Raw genomic sequence first — 25,857 nt, forward strand, 5'->3', positions numbered from 1 at the left:
ATCGTCGGACGTGCCGTCATGGTTCCCAAAGAGACTTCACGATGACCCGCGAACACACTTCACCCGAACAAGAGCTGCACTCCCGTCGCGCCACCGCCTTGAACATGGGCGGCGAAGCCAGGCTCCAGGCGCGCCGCGATGCCGGCGTGCTCAACGCCCGTGAGCGGCTGGAGGGTCTGCTCGACCCGCAGTCGTTCAGCGAGATCGGCATGCTGGCCCACTCCGCCCGCCCCGAGGATCGCGACAGCACCCCCGCCGACGGCAAGATCACCGGCTTTGGCCGCATCGACTCGCGCCGTGTCGCCGTGGTGTCCAACGACATGACGGTCAAAGGCGCGTCGTCCTCGTGGATCAATGCGCGCAAGATCGCCTACATGAAGGAATGCGCCACCCGCAACGGCATGCCGCTGATTTTCCTCGGCGAATCGTCGGGCCAGCGCATGCAGGATGCGATGGGTGCGGGCAGCATGGCCGGTGGCGGCCAGGATGCCCAGCAATACTGCCGGCGGCGCGAGACGCCGTGGGTCAGCGCAGTGCTCGGGCCTTGCTTCGGTTCGGCGAGCTGGTATTCGTGCCTGGCGGATTTCACCGTGATGCGCAAAGGCGCAATGCTCGCTGTTTCCAGTCCCAAAGTCACCTCGGTGGCCATCGGCGAGAGTTCGGATACCGAAGAACTCGGTGGCTGGCGCATGCATGCTGAAATCACCGGGCTGGCCGACATGGTTGTGAACAATGACCAGGAAGCGCTGAGCGCCATCCGGCGTTTTCTCGGCTACTTGCCCTCTCATTCGAATGAGCTGCCGTCCGAGCTGCCCTGCACGCCCGAGGACCGCCCGGACTCGTCGGGGCCTGAACGCATCGTCCCGGCAGAACGCAGCAAGACCTACGACATGCGCAAGCTGCTCGCCACCCTGGTCGATCGCGCCAGCCTGTTTCCACTCAAGGATCGTTTCGGTCGCTCGGTCGTCACCGCCCTGGCTCGGCTCGAAGGTGCCAGCATCGGCATTGTCGCTTCCAACCCGTTATTCAAAGGCGGGGCTCTGGACGCCGATGCCTGCCGCAAGGCCACCGGCTTCATCGCCCTGTGCGACTCGTTCAATATCCCGCTGGTATTTCTGGTCGACACCCCCGGTTTCCTGGTGGGTATCGAAGGCGAGAAACGCAGCGCACCGGCGCACATCATGAACATGATTCACGCGGTGCAACTCTGTTCGGTGCCCAAGCTTTCGGTGATCGTGCGCAAGAGTTTCGGTCAGGCGTACCTGAATTTCGGCGGTGGCCGCAACAGCGACCAGTCGGCCGCCTGGTGCATGGCCGACGTCAGCTTCGTCGACCCCGGCGTTGCGGTCAGCGTCGTGCATGGCGTGACACGCGAGAGCGACCCGGAACGCTACGAGCGCCTGCATGCCGAGTTCGCAAAAGACACCTCGGCCTTTGCCCTGGCCGGCGCCATGGGCACCCACGAGGTGATTGCTCCGGGAGAAACCCGGCGTTTTCTGGTCGAGGCACTGGCGGCGCAACGACGCGGTTTCAACAACGGTATAGGACGCCACGAAATGCGTACCTGGCCGACCTACTTTTGATCTCTCCTTCCAAGGATTCGCCATGAATGTTTTGATCGTGCATGCCCACCCCGAGCCAAAATCCTTTACCGCTGCGCTGCGCGACCAGGCGGTCGAGACCCTGCAAGCCCAAGGGCATGAGGTGCGAGTATCGGACCTGTACGCGATGAACTGGAACCCGGTGGCCAGTGCCGAGGACTTCTGCATCAGGGAAAATCCCGAATACCTGGTCTACGCCCTCGAACAACGACGCAACAGCAAGGAGCAGACCCTCGCCGCCGATATCCGGCAGGAGCTGGACAAGCTGTTGTGGGCGGACCTGCTGATCCTCAACTTCCCGATCTACTGGTTCTCGACACCGGCCATTCTCAAGGGCTGGATTGACCGGGTACTGGTGTCCGGCATCTGCTACGGCGGCAAGCGCTTCTATGATCAAGGCGGCCTGAGCGGCAAGAAAGCCCTGGTGACCGTGACCCTGGGCGGGCGTGAGCACATGTTCGGCGACAACGCGATCCATGGCCCCCTGGAAGACATGTTGCGTCCGCTGTTGCGTGGGACCTTGGCCTATGTCGGGCTGGAGGTGCTACCACCTTTTGTCGGTTGGCATGTGCCGTACATCAGCGCTGAGGACCGACAGGCGTTTTTGCTCAGCTATCGCCAGCGCCTGGAAAACATCGATGCGGATGAGGCCATCGAGTACCCGCGCCTGAGTCAGTTCGACGATCGGCTTTTTCCCCTGGGTCTGGGTGACACCCCGCTGTAGGAGCCAGCGAGTTCATTGCGCAGTCAGGGTGTAGTGGTAGTGCACTGCGCCCGTCTGTGGATCTACCAGCCAGTAGTCGTCCTTGTCCTTTTTCAGCCGATAGCATTCCTTGGGGATCTTGGGCGAGGTGAAACAGATCACGCCATCCTTGACGGTCCAATGTTCGGTTTCGGGTGGGTTACCGGACATTTTGAATATCTCGGTGCCGTCGGCATTAAAGCTCAATGAATATGGCAAGCCCGTAGGCCCGACATTATGCAACTTGTTGCCAATCAGTGTGCTGCGAACCTGATCGTCATCCAGCGCAACCGCCGAAGGCGAAACCGGCTTTATCGTATGTCCACCAGATGAAGCGCAACCGGACAAGACAAGGGCCAGGAATACACAGCTCCAATATTCTTTGTTCATGCTGCACCTCGCGCATCAACTCTTATTGAACTGTAAACTTGTTGTTGGTTTTGTTTTTTACACTATCGACAAACCAGATCGTGACGCCGTCACTGAGAACCTTATTGCATTCCTTGCCGTATTTTTGATAACTCACGCAAATGACGTCCTCAGTAATCACCCAGGTACCGGTTTGCATGGGCTCGCTGGAAATCTTGATGGTTGCGGTGCCGTCAGGATTCAATGTTTCAGAGAAAGGATATCCGGTGGACGTTACGCTGGAGTGCTTGCGACCTATTACCGTCGAATTTATCTCGCTTGCGTTTAACTGTTTCGCAGTCGGTGGGGCATCAGCATGCGCATCCATGGCAGCTTGATGACCAGAGGATGAGCAACCCGCCAGCAACAGTACAACTATTGAGCAGGCCATTATCTTATTCATCTCTTTCACCTCTGTAATAACGCAGCGGATCCAATCTATAAATAGTAGTCACGCAATACTCCGTGAATATAATCATTCACGATAAACTGGCATCAGTTCATCGCGGCCAGCTTGTTGCCGCCACTGTCCCACCCTCCCCCCAGCGCCTTGTAGATCGCCACGATCCCCCGGTACTGATCGACTTCACCCTGGGCCTGGGCATCCTGCGCATTCAAGCGCTCGCGCTCGGCATCGAGCAGCACCAGGTAATCCACCGACCCTTCCTTGTACTGGATCGCCGCCAGACTGGCCGCCGCGCGGCTCGACTCGCTCTGCTTGATCAACGACAACAACCGCTGCTGGCGTTTGCCATAGTCGCTGAAGGCATTCTCCGACTCTTCCAGCGCCAGCAGCACCTGCTGTTCATACGTGGCCAGGGCGCCTTCGGCGTCGGCGTTGGCGCCGCGAATGCGGGCGCGCACGCTGCCCAGGTCAAAGGCGGCCCAGGTAATGCTCGGGCCCAGGCTCCAGGCGCGGGCGGCGCTGGAGCCGATCTGCGAACCGCGCCCGGCGGTGAAGCCAAGGAAGCCGCTGAGGCTGACACGGGGAAACAGGTCGGCAGTGGCCACGCCGACATCCGCCGTCGCCGACGCCAGCCTGCGTTCAGCCGCCAGCACATCGGGACGCCGCTGCAACAACTCGCCGGGATCACCGATCGGCAGCGCCTTGGCGATGGCCGGCAGGTCCGCCGGGCTCAAGGACACGCTCAGTTGCTCCGGGCGTTCACCGAGCAAGGTGGCGATGCGGTTTTTCTCCCGGACCTGCTCCGCTTGCAGCTGCGGTACGCTCGCCTCCACCGCGGCCAGGCGCGCGTCGGCGCGCACCACATCGAGTTCGTTGCCGACCCCGGCATCGCGCAGGCTCACGGTGACGCTGCGCGAATCGCTCTGGTTCTTCAAGTTGGCCAGGGCGATTTTCTCTCGCAATTGCGCGCCGCGCAGTTGCCCGTAGGCATCCACCAGCTCGGCGATCATCGACACCCGCAGCTGGTAGAGATCCGCCGCCGCGGCGTCTTCCCGCGCATCGCTCGATTCGAGCTGACGCTGGATGCGCCCGAACAGATCAATCTCCCAGGCCATGTCCAGCCCCAGGTCGTAGCGCTCCAGGTTGACCCGGTGCTCGGTCTGCCCTGGCACCTGCGCACGCCCTTGCTCACTGCTGACGCGGCTGGTGACCACGGGCAGATTGTCGTTGCTGACATCGTCACGAATAGCCCGGGCGGCTTTCCAGCGGGCAAACGCCACCCGCAGGTCGCGGTTGCCTTCCAGGGACTTGCTCACCAACTGGTTCAGCGTGGGGTCGTCGAACTGCTGCCACCACAGGCGCTCGAAACGCGCCTGATCGTAGTTGGCCGCCTTGGCATAAACGCTGACCGCTCGCGGGGTGTCGGGGGTCTTGTAGTCTGGCCCGACCGTGCACGCCGCCAGTGCCGTCACCAGGAGACTCGGCAAAAACAACTTCAGGGCTTTCATGGTTGCACCTCCAGGTTCAGTGCATTGGCGCGTTTGCGCGCTTGCTTGCGTTCTATGTAGCGGCGAATCAGGACAAAGAACACCGGCGTCAGCAGCAGGCCGAAGAAGGTCACCCCGAGCATTCCGGAGAACACCGCTACCCCCATGGCCCGGCGCATTTCCGAGCCGGCGCCGGTGGACGTCACCAGCGGCACCACGCCCATGATGAAGGCGAACGAGGTCATCAGGATCGGCCGCAGCCGCATGCGGCAGGCGTCGAGCACGGCGTCCAGCGGCGACAGGCCCTGGGCCTGTCGGTCCTTGGCGAACTCGACGATCAGGATCGCGTTCTTGCACGCCAGGCCCACCAGGACGATCAGGCCGATCTGGGTGAAGATGTTGTTGTCGCCCTTGGAAATGATCACCCCGGCAATCGCCGACAGCAGGGTCATCGGCACGATCAGGATCACCGCCAGCGGCAGGCTCCAGCTTTCATACAGCGCGGCCAGCACCAGGAACGCCAGCAGCACGCAGAGCGGGAACACCAGCAGCGCCGTGTTGCCGGACAGGATCTGTTGGTAGGTCAGGTCGGTCCACTCGTAGGTCATGCCGTTGGGCAGTTCTTCCTTGAGCAGTTTCTCGATGGCTTTCTGGGCCTGGCCGGAGCTGTAGCCGGGGGCTGCACTGCCGTTGATCTCCGCAGTGACGAAACCGTTGTAGTGCGAGACCCGGTCCGGCCCCGACGTCGGGCTGACCTTGACGAAGGTCGCCAGCGGAACCATCTCGCCGCGATCGTTGCGCACCTTCAACTGGCCGATCTGCTCCGGCTCCTGGCGGAACTGTTGCTCGGCCTGCACATTGACCTGGTAGGTGCGGCCAAAACGGTTGAAGTCGTTGGCGTACAGCGAGCCCAGGTACACCTGCAAGGTGTCGAAGATGTCGTTGATCTTCACGCCGTGGGTCTTGGCCTTTTCCCGGTCGATGGCCGCTTCCACTTGCGGCACGTTGACCGTGTAGCTGGTGAACAGGTTGGCCAGTTCCGGAACCCTGCGGCTCTTGGCGATGATGTTCATGGTTTCTTTGTACAGCTCTTCGTAGCCGAGGTTGCCGCGGTCCTCGATCTGCAGGCGGAAACCACCGATGGTGCCCAGGCCTTGGACGGGTGGTGGCGGGAACACGGCGATATAGGCGTCCTGGATGTCGCCGAACTTGGCGTTGAGCGACGCGGAAATCGCCCCGGCGGACAAGCTCGGGTCTTTGCGCTCATCGAACGGGCGCAAGCCGATGAAGGCGATGCCGGCGTTCGGGCTGTTGGTGAAACCGTTGATCGACAGCCCGGGAAATGCCACGGCACTGTCGAACCCCGGCTCGTTCATCGCGATGGTGCTCATGCGGCGGATCACCGATTCGGTGCGATCCAGGCTCGCCGCATCCGGCAGCTGGGCGAACGTCACCAGGTACTTCTTGTCCTGGGTCGGCACGAAGCCAGTCGGCGTGGTGCTGAAGCCCATATAAGTCATGCCGATCAGGCCGGCGTACACCAGCAAGGCGACGCTGCTGCCACGAATGATCTTGCCCACGGCAACCACGTAGCCATGGCTGGCCTTGTCGAAAAAGCGGTTGAAGGGTTTGAACAGCCAACCGCCGAGCAAGCGATCCAGCACTTTCGAGAAGCGGTCTTTCGGCGCGCCGTGGGCCTTGAGCAGCACCGCTGCCAGCGCTGGCGACAAGGTCAGGGAGTTGAAGGCCGAGATCACCGTGGAGATGGCGATAGTCAGGGCGAACTGTTTATAGAACTGCCCGGTGAGCCCGGATATGAACGCCGCCGGCACAAACACCGCGCACAACACCAGTGCTGTGGCGATGATCGGGCCGGTCACCTCGCCCATGGCTTTCTTGGTGGCCTCGACCGGCTCCAGGCCCGATTCGATATTGCGCTCGACGTTCTCCACCACCACGATCGCATCATCCACCACGATGCCGATGGCCAGCACCAGGCCGAACAGCGACAGTGCATTGAGGGAGAAACCGAGCAGGTGCATCACGGCAAAGGTGCCGATCAGCGACACCGGCACCGCCACCAGCGGAATGATCGAGGCGCGCCAGGTCTGCAGGAACAGGATGACCACAAGCACCACCAGGATCAGGGCTTCGAACAGGGTGTGCACCACCGCCTCGATCGAGCTGCGCACGAAGATGGTCGGGTCGTAGACGATCTCGTAGTCCATGCCTTGGGGGAAGTTTTTCTTCAGCTCGGCCATCTTCGCCCGCACCTGGTCGGAGATGTCGATGGCGTTGGACCCCGGGCGCTGGAAGATCGGCATGGCCACCGCTTCCTGGTTGTTGAGCAAGGCGCGCAAGGCGTACTGGTTGGATCCCAGCTCGACCCGGGCAATATCCTTGAGGCGGGTGATCTCGCCGTTCGGGCCACTGCGGATGATCACGTTCTCGAACTCTTGCTCGGTGACCAGCCGGCCTTGGGAATTGATCGACATCTGGAAGTGGGTGGCATTCGGCGCCGGTGGCGAACCCAGTGCCCCGGCCGCGACCTGGCGGTTCTGCTCGCGCACCGCGTTGACCACGTCGGTGGCGGTCAGGTTGCGCGAGGCGGTCTTGTCCGGATCGAGCCAGATACGCAGGGAGTAGTCACCGATACCGAACATCTTCACATCGCCGATGCCGTCCAGGCGCGACAGCTCATCCTTGACGTTGAGGATCGCGTAGTTGGACAGGTACAGCATGTCGTAGCGCTTGTCCGGCGACACCAGGTGCACCAGCAGGGTCAATTCCGGTGAGGCCTTGTCCACGGTGATGCCGATGCGCGTCACTTCTTCCGGCAATTTCGGCTCGGTGCGGGTCACGCGGTTCTGCACCTGGACCTGGGCGTTATCCAGGTCGGTGCCCAGGGCGAAGGTCACGGTCAGCGTCAAGCGCCCGTCCGCCGTGGACTGCGAGGACATGTACAGCATGTTCTCGACGCCGGTGATGGCTTGCTCCAACGGCGCCGCCACGGTTTCGCCGATGACCTTGGGGTTGGCCCCGGGGTAGTTGGCGTGAACCACCACGGTCGGCGGCACCACTTCGGGGTATTCGCTGATCGGCAACTGGAACAGCGAGATGGCGCCCGCGATCAGGATCAGCAGCGACAGCACCGCGGCGAAGATCGGCCGCGTGATGAAGAACTGTGAGAATTTCATGTCGGTGCTCCCTTATCCGCGAGGGCTGGCAGGCGCATCCGTTTTCACCAGGGCTGGTGATTTGACGGAGGCGGAGGATGGGCTTGCGGGTTGATTGTCTGCCTCAACGGCCTGGCGTTGGCGGGCCAGTGTCGCCACCGTTTCCGGGTCGGCCATGGGCGCGTCCTGCGGGGCGACCACGGCACCGGGACGGACCCGCTGCAGGCCGTTGATGACAATGCGGTCGTCCTTCTGCAATCCGCTGCGCACGATGCGCAGGCCTTCAAGCTTGGGGCCCAGGTCGACGCTGCGGTACACCGCCTTGTTGTCCTGATCGATGACCAGCACGAACCTCTTGCCAAGGTCAGTGCCCACCGCCTCGTCCTTGATCAGCAGGCCGGCATAGGCGGCGCTGCCCACCAGTTTCAGCCGGGCGTACAACCCGGGGGTGTATTGGCCGTCGGCGTTGTCGAACACTGCACGACCCCGGATGGTGCCGGTCTTGGGATTGACCTGGTTGTCGACGAAATTCATCTGCCCCAGGTGACTGTTGCCCTCTTCGTTCGACAGGCCCATGTACACCGGCGTGCTCTGGCCGCGCTGGCCCTGGCGGGAGAGCTGGCCGTACTTGAGGAACAGGCGTTCGTCGGCGTCGAAATAGGCGTACACCTTGTCGGTGGAGACCACGCTGGTGAGCGGCGTGGTATCGGCAGTGACGATGTTGCCGGCGGTGATTTCCGCGCGGCTGACACGGCCGCTGATCGGCGCGGTGACGCGGGTGAAGCTCAGGTTCAGCCGGGCAAGGTCGAGCTGCGCCTGGATCGCATCGACACCGGCCTTGGCCTCTTGTGCGGTGGTGGTGCGGCTGTCGGCCAGTTCCGCGGAAATCGCATTGCTGCCGAGCAAGCGCTGCCCGCGCTGCGCTTCATTGGCGGTGCGCAGCAGCGTCGCCCGGGCTTGTTGCAACTGGGCCTGGAAACGCTCGACCTCGTGCTCGAAGGGCCGCGGATCGATCTGGAACAACAGGTCCCCCTTCTTCACCAACGCACCGTCGGTAAAGGCGACCCGTTCAATCTGCCCTGATACCCGTGGACGCACCTCGACGGTTTCCGGGGCTTCCAGTCGTGCGGTCACCTCGTCCCATTCGGTAATAGGCTGCTCGATCACCTTGGCCACAGTCACGTGCGGCGCCCCCGGTGCATTGGCGGCGACAGGCGCACGATCGCAAGCGGCAAGCATCGTGAGTGCCAATGCGGCAAGTGGATAACGCAGAGGTTTGAGGGACTGTTCCATGGAGTATCCGCCTTGAGCATTGTTTTTGATGATAGCCATCATGTATAAGGGCAAAAAAAGAGATTTGGCCGTCACACATTTGCGCCAACAATATATGACGACTATCATAATTACTAGCCTCTCAGCGACGACTTGCCAAGGGCCATGCCCACCGGCCACAGGAGCACCCCATGAAAGTGACGAAAGACAAGGCTGCGGCCAACAAGGAAGCGATCCTCACGGCCGCCTCCCGGCTGTACCGCGAGAAAGGCATCGACGGGATCGGCATCGGCGAACTGTCCCGTTCGGTCGGGCTGACCCACGGCGGGTTCTACGGGCAGTTTCCAAGCGGCAAGGAGCAGCTGGCTTGCGAGGCCGTCAGCAGGACGTTCGAGACCAACATTCAACAATGGCAGGACGCCAAATCGATTCCGGAGCTGGTCAAGGGTTACCTGACCCAGAAGCATCTGGACAACTGGACCGAGGGCTGCCCGATTCCCGCCCTGGCGACCGATGTCGCGCGTACCGGCGGCGCGGTCAGCCAGTCCTTCACCAAGGGCATCGAGCGCTTGATCGAGATACTGATGCCATTGGTGGAGGGCGAAAACCCGGAGGAAAAACGCCAGGAAGCGTTGCGGGTCATTGCCTCGATTGCCGGTGCCATGCTCGTTGCCAGGGCCTTGGATAAGCCGGAGCTGTCCCAGCAATTCCTGACCTCGGTGATCAATGCATGGCCGGGCTCTCTGTAGGAGCGAGCTTGCTCCGGGCGGCGTTCCGACGAAGGTCGTCAACGATAACGCGTGCTGCCTGAAAGGACGCGTTATCGTTGGCGACCATCGCGAGCAAGCTCCTACAGGGGTCAGACCGTGGGTTGCACCGCCACCTTCTCTCGTCCCTTGAACGCCAGGGAAAAACAGAAAAAGATCGCCAGGGCAAACCCGGCCGGGAACAGCCAGATGCTTTTCCAGTCATGGCTACCCGCCGTCGCGGCGTAGTGGTCGGTCACCTGCCCCGCCACCCAGAAACCGATCAGCATGCCCAGGCCGTAGGTCGCCAGGGTGATCAAGCCCTGGGCGGAACTCCTGAAGCGTTCCGAAGCCTTGGCGTCGGTGTAGATCTGTCCGGAAACGAAGAAGAAGTCATAGCAGATGCCGTGCAAGGCGATGCCGGTGAACAGCATGAAAGCCAGGTCGCCGTTGTTGCCATAGGCGAACAACAGGTAGCGCAAGGCCCAGGCCAGCATCCCCACCAGCAGCGCAAGCTTGATCCCGAAGCGATGAATGAACAGTGGCAGAAGCAGCATGAACAGTACTTCGGAGACTTGCCCGATGGCCATTTTTGCCGTGGGGTTGGTCACGCCGATTTCCGCCAGGAACGGGTTGGCGTTCTGGTAGTAGAACGCCAGCGGAATGCAGATCAGGATGGACGCGATGAAGAACACCAGATAACTGCGATCCTTGAGCAAACCCAGGGCATCCAGCCCGAGCATCTGCTTGAGGCCGCCGTTCGCTTCGCCTTTGAGCGGTGCGGTGCGCGGCAAGGTGAAGCTGTAGAGGCCCAGCAGCAGTGAGGCAATCGCCGACATCAGGAAGGTGTTGCGCAACCCGCCTGACGAAATCGCCGCCTGTGAGTCCCAGGCAAACACGAAGCTGATCACCACGCCGGCGATGATCCAGCCGATGGTGCCCCACACGCGGATGCGCGAGAACTCCAGCGCCGGGTCGCTCATCTGGCGGAACGCGACGGAATTGACCAGGGCCAGGGTCGGCATGTAGATCATCATGTAGGCCAGCACGAACGGATAGAAGGTGCTGAAGTCCGGTGCGCGATACAGCTGATACAGCAACACCGCGCCCACCAGGTGCAACACGGCGAGAATGCGCTCGGCATTGAAGAAGCGATCGGCAATCAGACCTATCACGAACGGCGCGATGATCGCCCCCCATGACTGGGTCGAGAACGCCATGCCGATCTGCCCGCCAGTGGCGCCCAGATTGCTGGCGAGAAAAGTACCGAGGGTGACGAACCAGCCACCCCAGATAAAGAACTGCAGGAACATCATTGCGCTTAATCGCGCGGTCATCGTGGTCATGACAGTCACCGTCTTATTGTTGTTTTTGTGCGAGAGAAATGTGTTCAGGCGTCAGTTAGCCCCAACAATCGTCGATTGAAAGCGGCGTCTGACGACACACTGGCGAAATCGTCGAAAGCCTTTCGGGTCTTGCTGATCATGTGTCGCTCGATGAACGCCGCCCCTTCTGCGGCGCCCTGCGCAGAGTCCTTCAGGCAGCATTCCCACTCCAGCACGGCCCACCCGGCGAAGTCGTATTGGGTCAGTTTGCTGAAGATCGATTTGAAATCGATCTGGCCATCGCCCAGGGAACGGAATCGCCCCGGCCGCTCGACCCAGCCCTGATAACCGCCGTAGACCCCGGAACGGGCATCGGGCCGGAACTCGGCGTCCTTGACGTGGAACATGCGGATGCGTTCGTGGTAACGATCGATGAAGCCCAGGTAGTCCATTTGCTGCAGCAGCAGGTGGCTGGGGTCATACAGGATCGCCGCGCGGGGATGGTGATCGACCGCCTCCAGGAAGCGCTCGAAGGAAGCGCCGTCGTGCAGGTCTTCGCCGGGGTGAATCTCGTAGCACAGGTCGACGCCGGCCTCTTCGAAACAATCAAGGATCGGCAACCAGCGCTTGGCCAGTTCGGCGAAACCCTGCTCGACCAGGCCACTCGGGCGCTGCGGCCATGGGTAGATGTAGGGCCAGAGCAGCGCGCCGGAAAAGGTCGCGTGGGCTTTAAGGCCCAAGCGCTGACTGGCGCGAGCCGCCAGCTTCAATTGGTCGATGGCCCAGTCGGTGCGTGCCTGGGGTTGACCGCGCAAATGTGCCGGTGCGAAGTCATCGAACAGCGTGTCGAACGCCGGATGTACCGCCACCAATTGGCCTTGCAGATGGGTCGAGAGTTCACTGATTTCGACGCCAGCCTGGGCGCAGACGGCTTTCAGTTCATCGCAGTAATCCTGGTCTTCGGCGGCGCGCGCAAGGTCGATGAACTGCGTGCCCAGGGTCGGCAATTGAATGGCCTTGTAACCCTGGGAGGCCGCCCAGTGGGCGATGTTGGCCAGGGTATCGAAAGGTGCTTCGGCGGACATGAACTGCGCGAGGAAAATCCCCGGGCCACGCATGCCGGTTTGAGTAAGGTCGGTCATGGGAGTCTCCAGAGTCATGGGGTGCAGACCAGTTCGGTCCACTTGGCGTCGCCACGATGGTTGGCGATCACGGTCTCGATGAACGCCATGCCGCGCAGGCCGACGTCGATCCCGGGCACCCCGGGAGCATCGTGCCCCGCGACATTGCCACGGATGGCGCGGGCAAATTCGCCGTAGAGATTGGCCATGGCTTCGAGATAGCCTTCGGGATGCCCGGCCGGCAAACGCATGCGCTGACTGGCGGCTGCGCACAGCCACGGCTGGCCGACGCCGGAGCGCAGGATGCGCATGGGTTGATCGGGGGCACGGTGGATCAGGCTGGCGGGTTCTTCCTGCCGCCATTCCAGCCCGCCCTTGTCGCCATAGACGCGGATTTTCAGCGGGTTTTCTTCGCCGGCGCAGACCTGGCTGGCGATCAACACGCCGCTGGCGCCGCCGGCCATCTTGAACAGCATCGAGGCGTCATCGTCCAGCTGACGGCCGGCGATGTGAACGCCCAACATTGCGCACAGGTGCTGGATCGGTTGATCCGCGACGAACTCGGCCAAAGAGAAGGCATGGGTGCCGATGTCACCAATGCAGCCGCCCAAACCGGACTGTTCAGGGCTGTCACGCCATTGCGCCTGCTTGTTGCCTTGCCCGGCCACATCCTGGCTGAGCCAGCCCTGGGGGTACTCGACAATGACCTTGCGCACCGCACCGATTACGCCGCTGCGCACCATTTCGCGTGCCTGCCAGACCATGGGGTAACCCAGGTACGTATGGGCCAGGCCGTAGAGGCGGCCGCTGCGTTCGACCACGTCCTTGAGTGCGAGCAATTCGGCCAGGTTCAGCGCCGCGGGCTTTTCACTGAACACATGAAAACCCGCGCTCAGCGCCTGGCTGGCGATCGGCGCGTGCAAGTGGTTGGGCGTGACGATCACCAGCAGCTCCATGCGCTGCTCGGCGGGCAATACACGCTCGGCCTCGAGCATCTGCTGCCAGTCGCTGTAGCAGCGCGAGGCCGGCAAGCCCAATGCTGCGCCAGTGTTCCGGTTGTTCTGTGCATCGCGACTGAACGCGCCGCACACCAGTTCAAAACGGCCATCGAGGCCGGCGGCCTGGCGGTGGGCTTGAGCAATGAATGCGCCCTCGCCGCCCCCGACAAAGCCCAATCTTATTTTTGGTATTGCAGCGTTCATCGCAATGTTCTCTGTTGGAAGCGGCTTTTCAAACTTGAATCCCGGCTATGATGTAACCGGTTACATCGTGGCGGAAATTTAGGCTCAGTTTCGTTGCCTGTCAAACCCCGGATTAGGTTCCATTAACATTTCAGCCCAAGGCTAACTGCGTTAAGCTCGCCGCCCGCGCGGTTCGATAACGAGGTGATTTTGTCCAATATCCGTGAAGTAGCCCGGCTGGCCGGCGTCTCGGTGGCCACGGTGTCCAGAACCCTGAAATCGCCTGAGCGTGTGCTTCCCGAGACACGGGACAAGGTCAACGCGGCCGTGGAACAGGCCGGCTACAGGCCGAACCTGATGGCAGTGCAGTTTCGCTCGCGCCGCACCGGCAACCTGGTGATCCTGGTGCCCGCCATCGCCAACACTTTTTTTGCCCGGGTCATCAGCGGCGCGCAACAGGCGGCGCAGGCGGCCAACTATCGGCTGCTGCTGTGCGACACCCAGGGCCGCGAAGAGATCGAACGGGAATTCGCCGAGCTGGTGTACAACCATCAGGCTGACGGCGTGATCCAGTTGCGTGCCTTCGACCCGTTCGAGGCGCCCTTCCCCAACGTCGAGTTGCCGCCCATCGTCAACGCCTGCGAGGTGATTCAAGGCGGCCGTCATCCGACCATCAGCCTGGACAATCGCGCGGCCGCCAAGGCCATGACCGAACACCTGATCGAACTGGGCCACCGCCGGATCGGCCTGATCAAGGGCCCGAAAAGCAGCCCGCTGACCCGCGATCGCGTGGCTGGTTATCAGGATGCCTTGCGTCAGGCCGGCATCGATTGCGACCCGGCGCTGATCTGCCATGGAGATTTCAGCCTGAAGGCCGGTGATGACGGCGCAGCCGCCATGCTGGACCTGCCCGAGCGTCCCACTGCACTGTTCTGCGAAAACGATGAAATGGCCATCGGCGCGTTGAAACGCATCAAGCAACAGGGTTTACGGGTACCCGAGGACATTTCGCTGGTCGGCTTTGACGACATTCCCTTTGCACAGTACTGCGACCCACCGCTGACGACCATCGCACAACCCGCCGAAGTCTTCGGCCAGAAAGCCGTCGAAATGTTGATTGCGCTGATCGAAAAGAAACCGCTGGTACAGCGGCATGTGGTGTTGCCGTTCGAGCTGACGTTGCGCGGCAGCACGGCGGCGGTGCAACAGACAACTTAGAAGACCACTGGCACCGCTTTCGCCAGCAGGCCGCTCCCACAATGGATCTGTATCGTGCCTGTTTTTTGAATTCACTGAAGATCAAATGTGGGACCGAGCTTGCTCGCGATGGCGGTGGGTCAGTCGACATCCATGCTCAATGTGCCGGCCTCTTCGCGAGCAGGCTCGCATACAGTGGATTTGCTTGCACCGATGGGAGGGGTTGCGGGGCTTGGTTAAAGGCACTCCTGAGCAGCACGTTCAAGCCGCGATGGCCCGAACGTCGAAGCCAGCAACGTGCGTTCGTACAGGAACACCTTGCCGCCATTCGAGGCCTTGTAGGCTTCGAGCACATCGTCGGCGGCGACCTTGCTCGAAACGACGATTCGATAGCTGCGCTGGGTCTGCGAAATCGTTGCGCTCAGCGCGTCTTCCTGCAATTTCGGCAAGACACACTGGGCGTAGTCCGCCGGTGCCTTTTTCGTCTGCAGGGTCAGTGTCGGGTCATTGGGTGCAGAAGCACACCCGGACAGCAGCAAGGGGGCGATCAGCGCCAGTCGAGTCAGCATCTTCATCACAGGATTCCGCAAAGCGTTTTCAATGCACGGCATGTTCCCTGTTTGCCGGCAGCAACAGAACTTGTGATGGATGATTGTGACTATCAGTGCAACGAATAGTCGCCGGTTCACTCAGCGGATTTGACCACCGGCCCGCGCTTGACCGCATCGCGCCGCTCCTGGCGCTCCAGGGCATAGGCTGCACTGGGCTCGCTGCTCAGCTCGTCACGGCGCAACAACTCGCCGCAATGCTCACACAACGGCCCGAGCCCCGCGGGCTGCCCGCAGCGCTGGTGGGTGTAGCGCACGGCCAAACCCTCTTGCGGCGACTTGCACCAGGTTTCGCCCCAGGCCCGCAACGCCAGCACCACAGAATAAAACGCCTGCCCCTTGGCCGTGAGGTGGTACTCGTAGCGCGGCGGCCGCTCGTTGTAGGCGCGGCGCTCGACCATGCCGTCCGCCTCCAGGCTTTTCAGGCGGGTCGCGACCATCTGCGGGGTGCCGCCGGTCTGCGCCTGGATCTCATCGTAGCGGTGATTGCGCATGAACAACTCGCGCAACACCAGCACGGTCCAGCGATCACCAACCACGTCTTCGGCCCGGGCAATCGGACACAGGGTTTCAGGACTAGTCTTTTTTAACGCCATACGGGCTTGCCTCTTTCCAATTAACTATGATTATCATATCTACACGATGCCACGGCAAGCCCATGGCAGCGATCCGTCCATTTCCTGGAGCATTGGTCATGTCCAACACCCCCTACCCGCTGGATCGAACCGTCTACCTGCTGGTCGATCCCTACAACGACTTCCTGTCCGAAGGCGGCAAGATCTTCCCGCTGCTCGAACCGATCGCCCGGCAAGTCGGCCTGCTGGACAACCTGCGCACCCTCGACCGTACCGTCCGCGCCCTGGACATACCGGTATTCATCGTACCGCACCGGCGCTGGGAACAAGGCGACTACGAGAATTGGGATCACCCAAGCCCTACTCAATGCAAGATCCAGCACATGCACCACTTCGCCCGCGGCGAATGGGGCGGCGAATGGCATCCCGATTTCGCGCCCCAGCCTGGCGACGTCGTCATCCAGGAGCATTGGGGTTCGAGCGGCTTTGCCAACACCGACCTGGATTTTCGCCTCAAGCAGAAAGGCATCACCCACGTGATCATCGTCGGCCTGCTGGCCAACACCTGCATCGAGGCCACCGCCCGCTACGCCCAGGAACTGGGCTACCACGTCACCCTGGTGCGCGACGCCACCGCCGCTTTCAAGCCGGAAATGATGCACGCCGCCCATGAACTGAACGGCCCGACCTTCGCCCATTCGATTGTCACCACCGAGCAACTGATCGCCACCCTCAAGCCGTGAGCACACCATGAAACTGACTGGAAACCTGTTGATCGGCGCCAACGAAGTCGCCGCCAGCGCAGGGACGATGAAGGCGCTGAACCCCGCCACCCATCAGCTGATCGAGCCGGAATTCGCCTTCGGTGGCGCCGCCGAAGTGGACCTGGCGGCGAACCTCGCCGACACCGCGTTCGACCACTACAGCCACACCTCGCTCGCCGAGCGATCGGCCTTGCTCGAACGCATCGCCGACAATCTGGACGCCGTCGCCCAGCCGCTGGCCGCAAGGGCCGCCCTGGAAACCGGCCTGCCCGAAGCCCAACTGCTGGGCGAAGTGGCCAAGGCCGCGACGCAGTTTCGGCAATTCGCCGAGGTGGTGCGCCGGGGACGCTTCCTCCAGGTGGCCATCGATCCGGCCCAGCCCGAGCGCCAGCCACGCCCGCGCATGGATCATCGCCTGCAGAAAATCGCCCTCGGCCCGGTGGCGGTGTTTGGCGCCAGCAACTTCCCCATCAGCTACTCGGTGGCCGGCGGCGACACCGCCGCGGCGCTGGCGGCGGGCGCGACGGTAGTCGTCAAATCCCACAACGCTCACCCGGGAGCCTCGGAAATCCAGGGCCGGGCCATCCGCAAGGCCGTGCAGGACAGCGGCTTGCCTGAAGGCGTGTTCTCGATGGTGCGCGGCGCCGGCAACGCGATCGGCGAAGCCCTGGTTGACCATCCGTTGATCAAGGCGGTGACCTTCACCGGTTCCGAACAGGGCGGCATGGCCCTGTATCGCCGGGCACAGCTACGCCCTGAGCCGATCCCGGTCTTCACCGAGATGGCCAGCGTCAACCCCACGTTCATCCTGCCCCAGGCACTGGCAGAGCGTGGCGCGCAGATCGGCGATGGTTTCATCGAGCGCATGCTGGTCAATGTCGGGCAGGCCTGTCTCAAGCCGGCGATCCTGATCGCCATCGCCGGGGCCGGTTACGAGTCCCTGCGCGCGGCCATGATCAGTCGCGTGACGACGGCACCGGCGCGGCCAATGCTGACGCCGGGCATCCATGGGGCTTACTTGAGCGGTCTCGACAGGTTGCACGGCGCCGGCGCCACGCCAGTTGCCGATGGCCCGGCCGCCACTGCGACGCTGGACGGCCAGTCCGCCTTGCTTGAGGTCGACGGTCAGCGCTTTCTCAGCGAAGCAAGTCTTGCCGAGGAAGTGTTCGGACCGGCAGCATTGTTGGTGAAGGTCGAGGATGAGGCGCAAATGCTCGCGGTCGCCCGGGCTCTGCGCGGACAGCTCAGTGCTGCCATGCACATGGAAGCCGAGGACTTGGCGCTGGCCCGTCGTTTGCTGCCGATCCTGGAGCGGCGCACCGGGCGGATCGTCGTCAACGCCTTTGCCCATCCGCAAGAGGTGTCTTTCGCCAGTGTGCACGGCGGGCCGTTTCCAGCGTCGTCGGATAGCCGTTTCACGTCGGTGGGCATGAGTTCCATCGAGCGTTTTCTGCGGCCGGTGTGCTACCAGGGTTTTCCCGATGCGTTGCTGCCCGAGGCACTGCGTGAGGGCAATCCGCTCGGTGTGCCGCGCAGCGTCGACGGTCAATAAGCAGTTTTCGCGCCAGGCAAATTCTAAATGTGGGAGCGGGCTTGCTCCGGGCGGCGTTCCGAGGGAGTGTCAGTCGACATCAATTAACCTGACACGCCCTCTTAGCCATCAAGCCCGCTCCACGAGGTTCGATGGTGGATATAAGATCTGTGTCGACGCAAGCCATCATTTAGAAGACACCGCTGGCACATTATCGGACTTGAAAAAACGCAATAACCTGAAACTCCGTCCAACGATCAAACCATTGATGAGCCCAGACCCCAATGACGACCAGGCCACTAACGAAACTTCATTGGCCAGTTCCGGATGCACAGCCTCCTGGTAACCGCTGTAGTAACGCCAGGCGAAGAAGCACCAATACACAATCAGCACTCTGATCGTGCCATCCAGCACCAGCCCCCCACCCTCATGTTTCACGTTGTGGTACGAGTAAAAGCGTAAGGCCAGCAACCACCCAACCAGCAACCCCAGCGCATAAACCGAAAGCGGAACCACAAATCCTTGGGAGATTTTCAGCGAGGGCACGGAAATAGCGACGAATATCGCCGGTGTCAGTAGTAACGATTTTTTCGTTTCATAACTCTTGAAGCAGGCAATGACGCCGTAATACGTCACGATAAAAAAAACTGCGTAAACCCATAGTGGTGTGCCACGCAAAATGTCGAGCATAAAAACCCTTTGGCACTGCCTGTGCCCCCCATTCAATGAGTTATCAAATTATCCACGCTAGGCAACTATCGCAAGTCGGGGAGATCCCACAAAATTGTAGGTAATGGACTAGGACACAGTAATATTGGTCTGAGGACAGGCAACTAATCGGAACGCATCCGCAGGCGCCGATGGTAGAGAAGCATGTCCCTGGTTTTTACCCGAGCAAGCCCGCTCCCACAGGTATCAGGGTCAGGTCAGGTCAGGTCAGGAAAAGGTCGTCGCCGCCCCTTCCTGCAAGGCAAACACCTGATTCCGCCCATTGCGCTTGGCCTGGTACAACCCGTCATCGGCGCGGGTCAGCAGACTTTCCTGGTTGTCGCCGGGCTGTGCGAGGGCGACGCCGAACGACGCGGTCACGGTGTCCAGCACGGTGTCGGTGCCGCGCGCCTTGATCCGCAACGACTGGACCTTCAGGCGCAGGTGCTCGGCGAAGGCACAGGCACTGCCCAGGTCGGCGCAATCGGGCAGGACCACACAGAACTCTTCACCGCCGTAACGCGCCGCGAACGCATTGGCTGGCAATGCCCCGCGCAGCACCTGGGCGACATGCTGCAGGACCCGGTCGCCCAGCGGGTGACCGTACTGATCATTGAATTGCTTGAAGTGGTCGATATCCAGCATCAACAGGGCCACCCCACGGGAAGCCTTGCCCAGCGCCTGTTCCAGCAGGCGGGTGAACGCGGTGCGGTTGAACAGTTCGGTCAGGCCGTCGAGGGTCGCGGCCAGTTGCGCGCGCTGCAGTTTGTCGCGCAGGGTCTTGATTTCGTCCTGTGCCGAGTGCAACTGGGTGAGGAAGTGTTCCTGTTGGCTCTGCATCAGCCGAGTGCTCTGCTGCAGCTCGCTCAAGATGCCCGGCAGGCGGTCATTGGCCGGTTCGTCGAGCATTTCCAGGCACTGCCCCAGGCGGTTCTGGAAGTTGAGGCTGCCTTCCACGCTTTGCGAGACGTCGCGCTCCATGCCATCGACCAGGCTGATGACCTGATGCTGTTCGGCGCGGGCATCTTCCAGCTCGTCACGGATGATGTACTGGCGAAACAGGAGAGTCGCCGACTCTGGCGGGCAACCGTCGAAGTCCCGGACCACGCGGTCCAGGTGACGATTGAGCTCCGGGTCCTGGCCCTGGCTGTAGGTGTACCAGAGGGCGTAGTGCACGGGATTGGGCGGGATGTTATGGCGAACCATCAGCGGCACGGCCTGCTTGAGCAGGGCCGCCGCTTCGCGGGAGTCTTCCGGATACAGCGCTAGGACATTCGCACGCGTTTCTGATGAGCTCATAACGTCACTGTGGTTGTTTATCATGGGCATTTCGGCTGTGCGCTGAGCATACCGATACGCCTGATAAACGGCTATCCCTGCAATGACCCTTGAAACTGCAGGAGCCCGGCTTGCCGGCGAAGGCGTCTTCGAATATTGCGTCGAGTTTGCGGGCCTCTTCGCTGGCAAGCCAGCTCCTACAAAGGTTTGCGCGGGGCGTTGCGTTGTGGTCGACGCGGACCTGTAGGAGCCCGGCTTGCCGGCGAAGGCGTCCTCGAATATTGCAGCGAGCTTTGGGGCCTCTTCGCTGGCAAGCCAGCTCCTACAAAGGTTTGCGCGGGGCGTTGCGTTGTGGTCGACGCGGACTTGTAGGAGCCCGGCTTGCCGGCGATGGCGTCCTCGAATATTGCAGCGGGCTTTCGGGCCTCTTCGCTGGCAAGCCAGCTCCTACAAAGGTGCGCGGGGCGTTGCGTTGTGGTCGACGCGGACTTGTAGGAGCCCGGCTTGCCGGCGAAGGCGTCCTCGAATATTGCGTCGAGTTTGCGGGCCTCTTCGCTGGCAAGCCAGCTCCTACAAAGGTTTGCGCGGGGCGTGGCGTTGTGGTCGACGCGGACTTGTAGGAGCCCGGCTTGCCGGCGAAGGCGTCCTCGAATATTGCAGCGAGCTTTGGCGCTCTTCGCTGGGCCAGCCTTAACAGGTTTGCGGGGCGTGGCGTTGTGGTCGACGGGACTTGGTAGGGCCCGGCTTGCGGCGAAGGCGTCCTCGAATATTGCAGCGAGCTTTGGGCCTCTTCGCTGGCAAGCCAGCTCCTACAAGGTCGCCGGGGCGTTGCGTTGTGGTCGACGGGATTGGGAGCCGGCGCCGGCGAAGGCGTCCTCGAATATTGCGTCGAGTTTGCGGGCTCTTCGCTGGCAAGCCAGTCTTACAAAGGTGCGGGGCGTTGCGTTGTGGTCGACGCGGATTTGAGCCGGCTTGCCGGCGATGGCGTCCTCGAATATTGCAACAGGCTTTCGCCTCTTCGCTGGCAAGCCAGTCCTTACAAGGTGCGCGGGGCGTTGCGTTAGGTCGACGCGGACTTGTGAGCCCGGCTTGCCGGCGATGGCGTCCTGGTCTTCTGCCGGCAAGCCAGCTCTACAAAGGTGCGCGGCGTGGCGTTGTGGTCGACGCGGACTTGTAGGAGCCCGGCTTGCCGGCAGGCGTTCGAATATTGCGTGGTTTGCGGGTCTTCGCTGGCAAGCTCCTAAGGTGCGCGGGGCGTTGCGTGGTCGACGCGGACTTGTAGGAGCCCGGCTTGCCGGCGAAGGCGTCCTCGAATATTGCAGCGAGCTTTACGCCTCTTCGCTGGCAAGCCAGCTCCTAAGGTTCGCGGGCGTGGCGTTGTGGTCGCGGACTTGTGGAGCCCGGCTTTCGGCGATGGCGTCGAATATTGCAGCGGGCTTTCAGGCCCTTCGCTGCAAGCCAGCTCTACAAAGGTGCGCCGGGCGTGGCGTTGTGGTCGACGCGGACTTGTAGGAGCCCGGCCGGCAAGCGCTTCGAATATTGCGTCAGTTTGCGGCCTCTTCGCTGGCAAGCCAGCTCCAAAGGTTTGCGCGGGGCTGTTGTGGTCGACGCGGACTTCAGGGCCCGGCGCCGGCAACGTCCTCGGCAGCGAGCTTTGGGGCCCTCGCTGGCAAGCCAGCTCCTATGTATGGACTCGCCCCACTGTCTACCCGCTTTTAAAAACCGTCGCCCCGTTGCATCTATGTATAAGGCCTATTCGTGGAGCCGTCTTCGGCTTGGCCAAAGTGGAAAAGCTCGTGGTATGCCGATTACATTCAGGCCTCGAAGGCCAGTAGGAGCTTAGCATCAATCCACGCCGGTCTTACCTGGGGTCAATTTTTCAGCAAAGGGTTGGACAGTTGGTACCTCGGTGGCAGAACTCTGTCGCTCAGTGGCTCATCGTTGCCTGCTGGCCATCTCCGGCGTGGCGACGATAAGTCTGGTCATTCTGTAGAAGCACCCAGACGATTCGCAGGTTGCGGTTGGCTAGCCTGATCGCAGCTTCTCTTACGACCCAAACCGGCTCATCAGTGCAACAAGCGGCGGTCATCGGGTTGCTGGAATCAGGTCGTAGTTGTTGCAGCACCGCGTGGGCTCCTTGGATCATCAGGCTGCGTAAATAAGCATCACCTCGCTTGGTCATGTCCCCAGCCGGATCTTTTCCCCGCTGCTGTGCTGGTCAGGCACCATGCCAAAGTACGCGGCAAACTTGCGGGCATTGGGAAATCGCTCAGGCTTGGTTTCCTTGGCCACCAGGGCCGTGGCAGTGACTGGGCCGATGCCGCGCACAGTCATCAGTCGCTTCGCCGTCATGTCGGCGTTGGCGGCCACTTCCAGGCGTCCCGTCAGTACGCTGATGCGCTCGCCCAAATGGCGCCACTCGGCCAGCAGTTCGTCGATCCAGTTCACGCAGCAGGGCCGGCACCGGCTGGGTAGCATCTTCCAGCACCCGCGGAATTTTCTGGCTGATCGCAACATCGCCTTGCGCCAAAGGCGACACCGTGCTCGAGCAGCAGGCCGCACATCTGATTACTGACGGCCGTGCCGACGCACATACCCTGACGGGCGCGATGCAACGCCTGCATGGCCAGCGCCGCGGCCTTTGACCGGTACTGCGCAGATTTTTTCATCGCGACCAGCCGCAGAATCGCCAACGCATCGTTGCGATCATTTTTGGCCCGCTGCGATGTTTGGCCACCAAACCGGCTGGAAGAATTCGCGCCGAATTTCTTGGTCTTGCAGTTGCCGGGCCGGGCTTGAGCACCGGACCGGTCTCCATCAAAACCACAACATGAGGCGGCAACTTTTGGAGAAACTCATAGAACGCCTCGCGCGACTTGATCCGTTGCTCGAAGCGCACCTGGCCGAGAACATCTTCACCGGCGACCTGAAAAACCTGCTTGGCCAGATCGACCGCCAAGGTTGTGCAGGCCGACAAATCGGTAGAAGACAGGGATTGATCAATCGAACTATGCTTTTTCATGGACTCGCCCTCGCTGTCGTTGGCTGTTTAGACTGCCACCGTGGCGCATTGACGCCTCGGCTGGGGCGAGTCCATCCAATACAGAGTTTGCGGGGGCGTTGTGGTCGACGCGGACTTGTAGGAGCCGGCTTGCCGGCTGATGGCGTCCTGAAGATCGCCTTCGCCGGCAAGCCGGGCTCCTACAGGAACGGTGCGTCAACCAGACCTCAGCTCAACAACACTTCGGCCCAGCCTTGCTACCGTACCGAGCCTCCTGGCGCTCCCGAAAGAACGCCTCGTAGTCCATCAGCGGTTTATCCGGGTGCTTGGTCTGCATGTGCTCGACGTAGTTGTCGTAGTCCGGCATCCCCACCATCAGGCGCGCGGCCTGACCGAGGTATTTACCGAGGCGACTCAAGTCATTGAACATGCTCAGGCCTTCGGCAGCGCATGGAACGGCGCTTCCTTGTCCGTGCGTTCCTTGGTACCCCAGGCGGCGATGCCGACCTTGAGTGCAAAGAACAGGATGCTGAACACCACGAACAGGAACAGCGCGGTCAACGTCGCATTGGTGTAAGCGTTGAAAACCACGTGCTGCATCTGGTCAATGCTCTTGGCCGGGGCCAGTACCTGACCATTGGCCAGCGCATCGCTATACTTCTTCGCCAGGGCCAGGAAGCCGATCGCCGGGTTGGCGTCGAACAGCTTGATGAAGCCGGCAGTGGTGGTGCAGATCAGCAGCCACACGGCAGGCAACAAGGTGACCCACACGTAACGCTGGCGTTTCATCTTGATCAGCACCACGGTGCCGAGCATCAGCGCGATACCCGCCAGCATCTGGTTGGAGATGCCGAACAGTGGCCACAGGGTATTGATGCCACCCAACGGATCAATCACGCCCTGGTACAGCAGGTAACCCCACATCGCCACACAGCCGGCGGTGGCGATCAGGTTAGCGGTCCAGGATTCGGTGCGCTTGAGCGATGGGACGAAAGAGCCGAGCAGGTCCTGCAGCATGAAACGGCCGGCACGGGTACCGGCGTCCACCGCGGTCAGGATGAACAGCGCTTCGAACAGGATCGCGAAGTGGTACCAGAACGCCATGGTGTTTTCACCTGGCAGTAGCTGGTGCAGGATCTGTGCGATACCGACCGCCAGGGTCGGCGCACCACCGGCACGGGCCAGGATGGTGGTTTCGCCGATGTCGTGGGCCACCGCTTGCAACGCTTCCGGGGTGATTGCAAAACCCCAGCTGCTGACGGTTTGCGCCACGGCAACCGCGTCGGCACCGACCACGGCGGCCGGGCTGTTCATGGCGAAGTACACACCCGGATCGATCACCGAGGCAGCGACCATGGCCATGATCGCCACGAAGGACTCCATCAACATGCCGCCGTAGCCGATGTAACGGGCGTGACCTTCACTGGCGAGCAGCTTCGGCGTGGTGCCGGAAGCGATCAGCGCGTGGAAACCCGACACCGCGCCACAGGCGATGGTGATGAACAGGAACGGGAACAGACCGCCCTTCCATACCGGGCCAGTGCCATCGATGAACTGGGTCAGCGCCGGCATTTTCAGCTCGGGCATGGTCACCAGGATGCCGATAGCCAGGGCGACAATGGTACCGATTTTCAGGAAAGTAGAGAGGTAGTCACGGGGTGCCAGGATCAGCCACACCGGCAACACTGCGGCGACAAAACCATAACCGATCAGCATCCAGGTGATCTGGATACCGGTAAAGGTAAAGGCCTTGGCCCACACCGGATCAGCAGCGATCTGCCCGCCGAGCCAGATCGACCCCAGCAGCAAGAGCACGCCGATCACCGAGATCTCACCGATGCGGCCCGGGCGGATGTAGCGCATGTAGATGCCCATGAACATCGCGATCGGGATGGTCGCCATCACCGTGAAAATGCCCCACGGGCTCTCGGCCAGGGCCTTGACCACGATCAGCGCCAGCACCGCGAGGATGATGATCATGATCAGGAAGCAGCCGAACAGCGCGATGGTGCCGGGGATGCGGCCCATTTCTTCGCGGACCATGTCGCCCAGCGAACGGCCGTTGCGGCGGGTGGACATGAACAGGACCATGAAGTCCTGCACGGCACCGGCCAGCACCACGCCGGCAATCAGCCACAGCGTGCCGGGCAGATAGCCCATCTGCGCCGCCAGGACCGGACCGACCAGCGGCCCCGCGCCGGCGATGGCCGCGAAGTGGTGACCGAAGAGTACGTGTTTGTTGGTCGGCACGTAGTCCAGACCGTCATTGTTGAGTACAGCGGGAGTGGCACGATTGGGGTCCAGCTGCATCACTTTGTTGGCGATGAACAGGCTGTAGTAGCGGTAGGCAACGAGGTAGATGGCGACGGCTGCGACGACGATCCACAGGGCGTTGATCGCTTCGCCGCGGCGCAGGGCCACGACACTCAGCGCAATCGCTCCCAGGACAGCCACGGCAAACCAGGCGAGGTGTTTAGCCAGACGGGGCATAGGGGGTCTCCTGCCGACAGCTCGTGACTGCGGCGGTAATTTTTATAATTGTGTCCGCTGAGCGGAGCTGGCCCAATATCCGCGCATGGCGTCCACAAATAAATCCGCGTTACTACGTACACACCACCTACGTAGTTCTACGTAGATGCCCCCGATCAAATGTGGGAGAGGCTTGCTGCGAAGGCGGTGTGTCAGGCAGCAGAAATGTTGACTGATCCACCGCCTTCGCGAGCAAGCCCG

The 25,857-nt window shown here is 61.7% G+C and carries 20 protein-coding genes and 1 pseudogene; 6 read left to right on the forward strand and 15 right to left on the reverse strand.

Annotated features, from left to right (window positions below; translation table 11 throughout):
• Nucleotides 1-41 precede the first annotated feature (41 nt).
• On the forward strand, nt 42-1,583 hold the full coding sequence (locus tag DKB71_RS20030; protein ID WP_408596903.1) for an acyl-CoA carboxylase subunit beta: 1,542 nt from the start codon (nt 42-44) through the stop codon (nt 1,581-1,583).
• Nucleotides 1,584-1,605: 22 nt separating this feature from the next.
• On the forward strand, nt 1,606-2,325 hold the full coding sequence (locus DKB71_RS20035) for an NAD(P)H-dependent oxidoreductase (protein ID WP_408596905.1): 720 nt from the start codon (nt 1,606-1,608) through the stop codon (nt 2,323-2,325).
• 12 nt (nt 2,326-2,337) lie between these two features.
• Here DKB71_RS20035 and DKB71_RS20040 read toward each other — a convergent pair whose 3' ends face one another.
• The 5 genes from DKB71_RS20040 to mexE all read right to left on the reverse strand — a co-directional run bounded on the left by DKB71_RS20040 (nt 2,338) and on the right by mexE (nt 9,113).
• Nucleotides 2,338-2,733, reverse strand: coding sequence for a hypothetical protein (locus DKB71_RS20040; protein ID WP_408596907.1), 396 nt, complete (start codon nt 2,731-2,733; stop codon nt 2,338-2,340).
• Between the two features lie 22 nt (nt 2,734-2,755).
• A complete protein-coding gene (locus tag DKB71_RS20045) occupies nt 2,756-3,154 on the reverse strand; it encodes a hypothetical protein (RefSeq protein ID WP_408596909.1) in 399 nt (132 codons plus the stop codon).
• Nucleotides 3,155-3,246: 92 nt separating this feature from the next.
• Nucleotides 3,247-4,665, reverse strand: coding sequence for an efflux transporter outer membrane subunit (locus DKB71_RS20050; protein ID WP_408596911.1), 1,419 nt, complete (start codon nt 4,663-4,665; stop codon nt 3,247-3,249).
• Nucleotides 4,662-7,841 (reverse strand): efflux RND transporter permease subunit, encoded by a 3,180-nt coding sequence (locus tag DKB71_RS20055; RefSeq protein ID WP_408596913.1) that lies wholly within the window; start codon nt 7,839-7,841, stop codon nt 4,662-4,664. The genes DKB71_RS20050 and DKB71_RS20055 overlap by 4 nt, the downstream gene beginning before the upstream one ends.
• Nucleotides 7,842-7,853: 12 nt before the next feature.
• The gene (mexE, locus tag DKB71_RS20060; RefSeq protein WP_408596915.1) at nt 7,854-9,113 is read right to left on the reverse strand and encodes a multidrug efflux RND transporter periplasmic adaptor subunit MexE; all 1,260 of its coding nucleotides are present in this window, start codon (nt 9,111-9,113) and stop codon (nt 7,854-7,856) included.
• Between the two features lie 170 nt (nt 9,114-9,283).
• On the opposite strand from mexE, the gene DKB71_RS20065 reads away from it, so the two are divergent.
• Nucleotides 9,284-9,841, forward strand: a complete 558-nt coding sequence (locus DKB71_RS20065; protein ID WP_408596917.1) for a TetR/AcrR family transcriptional regulator — start codon at nt 9,284-9,286, stop codon at nt 9,839-9,841.
• A gap of 110 nt (nt 9,842-9,951) precedes the next feature.
• Here DKB71_RS20065 and DKB71_RS20070 read toward each other — a convergent pair whose 3' ends face one another.
• From DKB71_RS20070 to DKB71_RS20080, 3 genes are read right to left on the reverse strand one after another with little or no spacing between them, the layout of a single operon-like run.
• The gene (locus DKB71_RS20070; protein WP_408596919.1) at nt 9,952-11,184 is read right to left on the reverse strand and encodes a nucleoside permease; all 1,233 of its coding nucleotides are present in this window, start codon (nt 11,182-11,184) and stop codon (nt 9,952-9,954) included.
• Between the two features lie 44 nt (nt 11,185-11,228).
• Nucleotides 11,229-12,281, reverse strand: coding sequence for a sugar phosphate isomerase/epimerase family protein (locus tag DKB71_RS20075; RefSeq protein ID WP_408601138.1), 1,053 nt, complete (start codon nt 12,279-12,281; stop codon nt 11,229-11,231).
• A 38-nt stretch (nt 12,282-12,319) separates the two neighbouring features.
• Nucleotides 12,320-13,486, reverse strand: a complete 1,167-nt coding sequence (locus DKB71_RS20080) for a Gfo/Idh/MocA family protein (protein ID WP_408596921.1) — start codon at nt 13,484-13,486, stop codon at nt 12,320-12,322.
• 189 nt (nt 13,487-13,675) lie between these two features.
• Between DKB71_RS20080 and DKB71_RS20085 the strand changes: the two genes are divergently transcribed.
• Nucleotides 13,676-14,683 (forward strand): LacI family DNA-binding transcriptional regulator, encoded by a 1,008-nt coding sequence (locus tag DKB71_RS20085; protein ID WP_408596923.1) that lies wholly within the window; start codon nt 13,676-13,678, stop codon nt 14,681-14,683.
• A gap of 215 nt (nt 14,684-14,898) precedes the next feature.
• Here the strand turns inward: DKB71_RS20085 and DKB71_RS20090 are convergent, their stop codons facing one another.
• Both DKB71_RS20090 and DKB71_RS20095 read right to left on the reverse strand, forming a co-directional pair.
• Entirely contained in the window at nt 14,899-15,237 is a 339-nt protein-coding gene (locus tag DKB71_RS20090) for a hypothetical protein (protein ID WP_046820258.1), read from the reverse strand.
• A gap of 110 nt (nt 15,238-15,347) precedes the next feature.
• A complete protein-coding gene (locus DKB71_RS20095) occupies nt 15,348-15,866 on the reverse strand; it encodes a winged helix-turn-helix transcriptional regulator (RefSeq protein WP_408596925.1) in 519 nt (172 codons plus the stop codon).
• A 98-nt stretch (nt 15,867-15,964) separates the two neighbouring features.
• Here DKB71_RS20095 and DKB71_RS20100 point away from each other — a divergent pair, with 98 nt between their 5' ends.
• Nucleotides 15,965-16,588, forward strand: coding sequence for an isochorismatase family cysteine hydrolase (locus tag DKB71_RS20100; protein ID WP_408596927.1), 624 nt, complete (start codon nt 15,965-15,967; stop codon nt 16,586-16,588).
• A 7-nt stretch (nt 16,589-16,595) separates the two neighbouring features.
• Nucleotides 16,596-18,161 carry an aldehyde dehydrogenase (NADP(+)) gene (locus DKB71_RS20105; RefSeq protein ID WP_408596929.1) on the forward strand — a complete coding sequence of 522 codons (1,566 nt, stop codon included), beginning with the start codon at nt 16,596-16,598 and terminating at the stop codon, nt 18,159-18,161.
• A 165-nt stretch (nt 18,162-18,326) separates the two neighbouring features.
• Here DKB71_RS20105 and DKB71_RS20110 read toward each other — a convergent pair whose 3' ends face one another.
• The 5 genes and pseudogenes from DKB71_RS20110 to DKB71_RS20130 all read right to left on the reverse strand — a co-directional run bounded on the left by DKB71_RS20110 (nt 18,327) and on the right by DKB71_RS20130 (nt 25,617).
• Nucleotides 18,327-18,830, reverse strand: a complete 504-nt coding sequence (locus tag DKB71_RS20110) for a hypothetical protein (protein ID WP_408596931.1) — start codon at nt 18,828-18,830, stop codon at nt 18,327-18,329.
• Nucleotides 18,831-19,076: 246 nt separating this feature from the next.
• Nucleotides 19,077-20,147 (reverse strand): GGDEF domain-containing protein, encoded by a 1,071-nt coding sequence (locus DKB71_RS20115; RefSeq protein ID WP_408596933.1) that lies wholly within the window; start codon nt 20,145-20,147, stop codon nt 19,077-19,079.
• A gap of 1,906 nt (nt 20,148-22,053) precedes the next feature.
• A pseudogene (locus tag DKB71_RS20120) lies at nt 22,054-23,103 on the reverse strand (IS110 family transposase).
• Nucleotides 23,104-23,359: 256 nt separating this feature from the next.
• Entirely contained in the window at nt 23,360-23,557 is a 198-nt protein-coding gene (locus DKB71_RS20125; RefSeq protein ID WP_034150399.1) for a YbdD/YjiX family protein, read from the reverse strand.
• A gap of 2 nt (nt 23,558-23,559) precedes the next feature.
• Nucleotides 23,560-25,617 carry a carbon starvation CstA family protein gene (locus DKB71_RS20130; protein ID WP_408596935.1) on the reverse strand — a complete coding sequence of 686 codons (2,058 nt, stop codon included), beginning with the start codon at nt 25,615-25,617 and terminating at the stop codon, nt 23,560-23,562.
• Nucleotides 25,618-25,857: the final 240 nt, after the last annotated feature.

Source organism: Pseudomonas sp. PLMAX, from assembly GCF_046042685.1.
Lineage (GTDB): Bacteria > Pseudomonadota > Gammaproteobacteria > Pseudomonadales > Pseudomonadaceae > Aquipseudomonas > Aquipseudomonas putida_AE.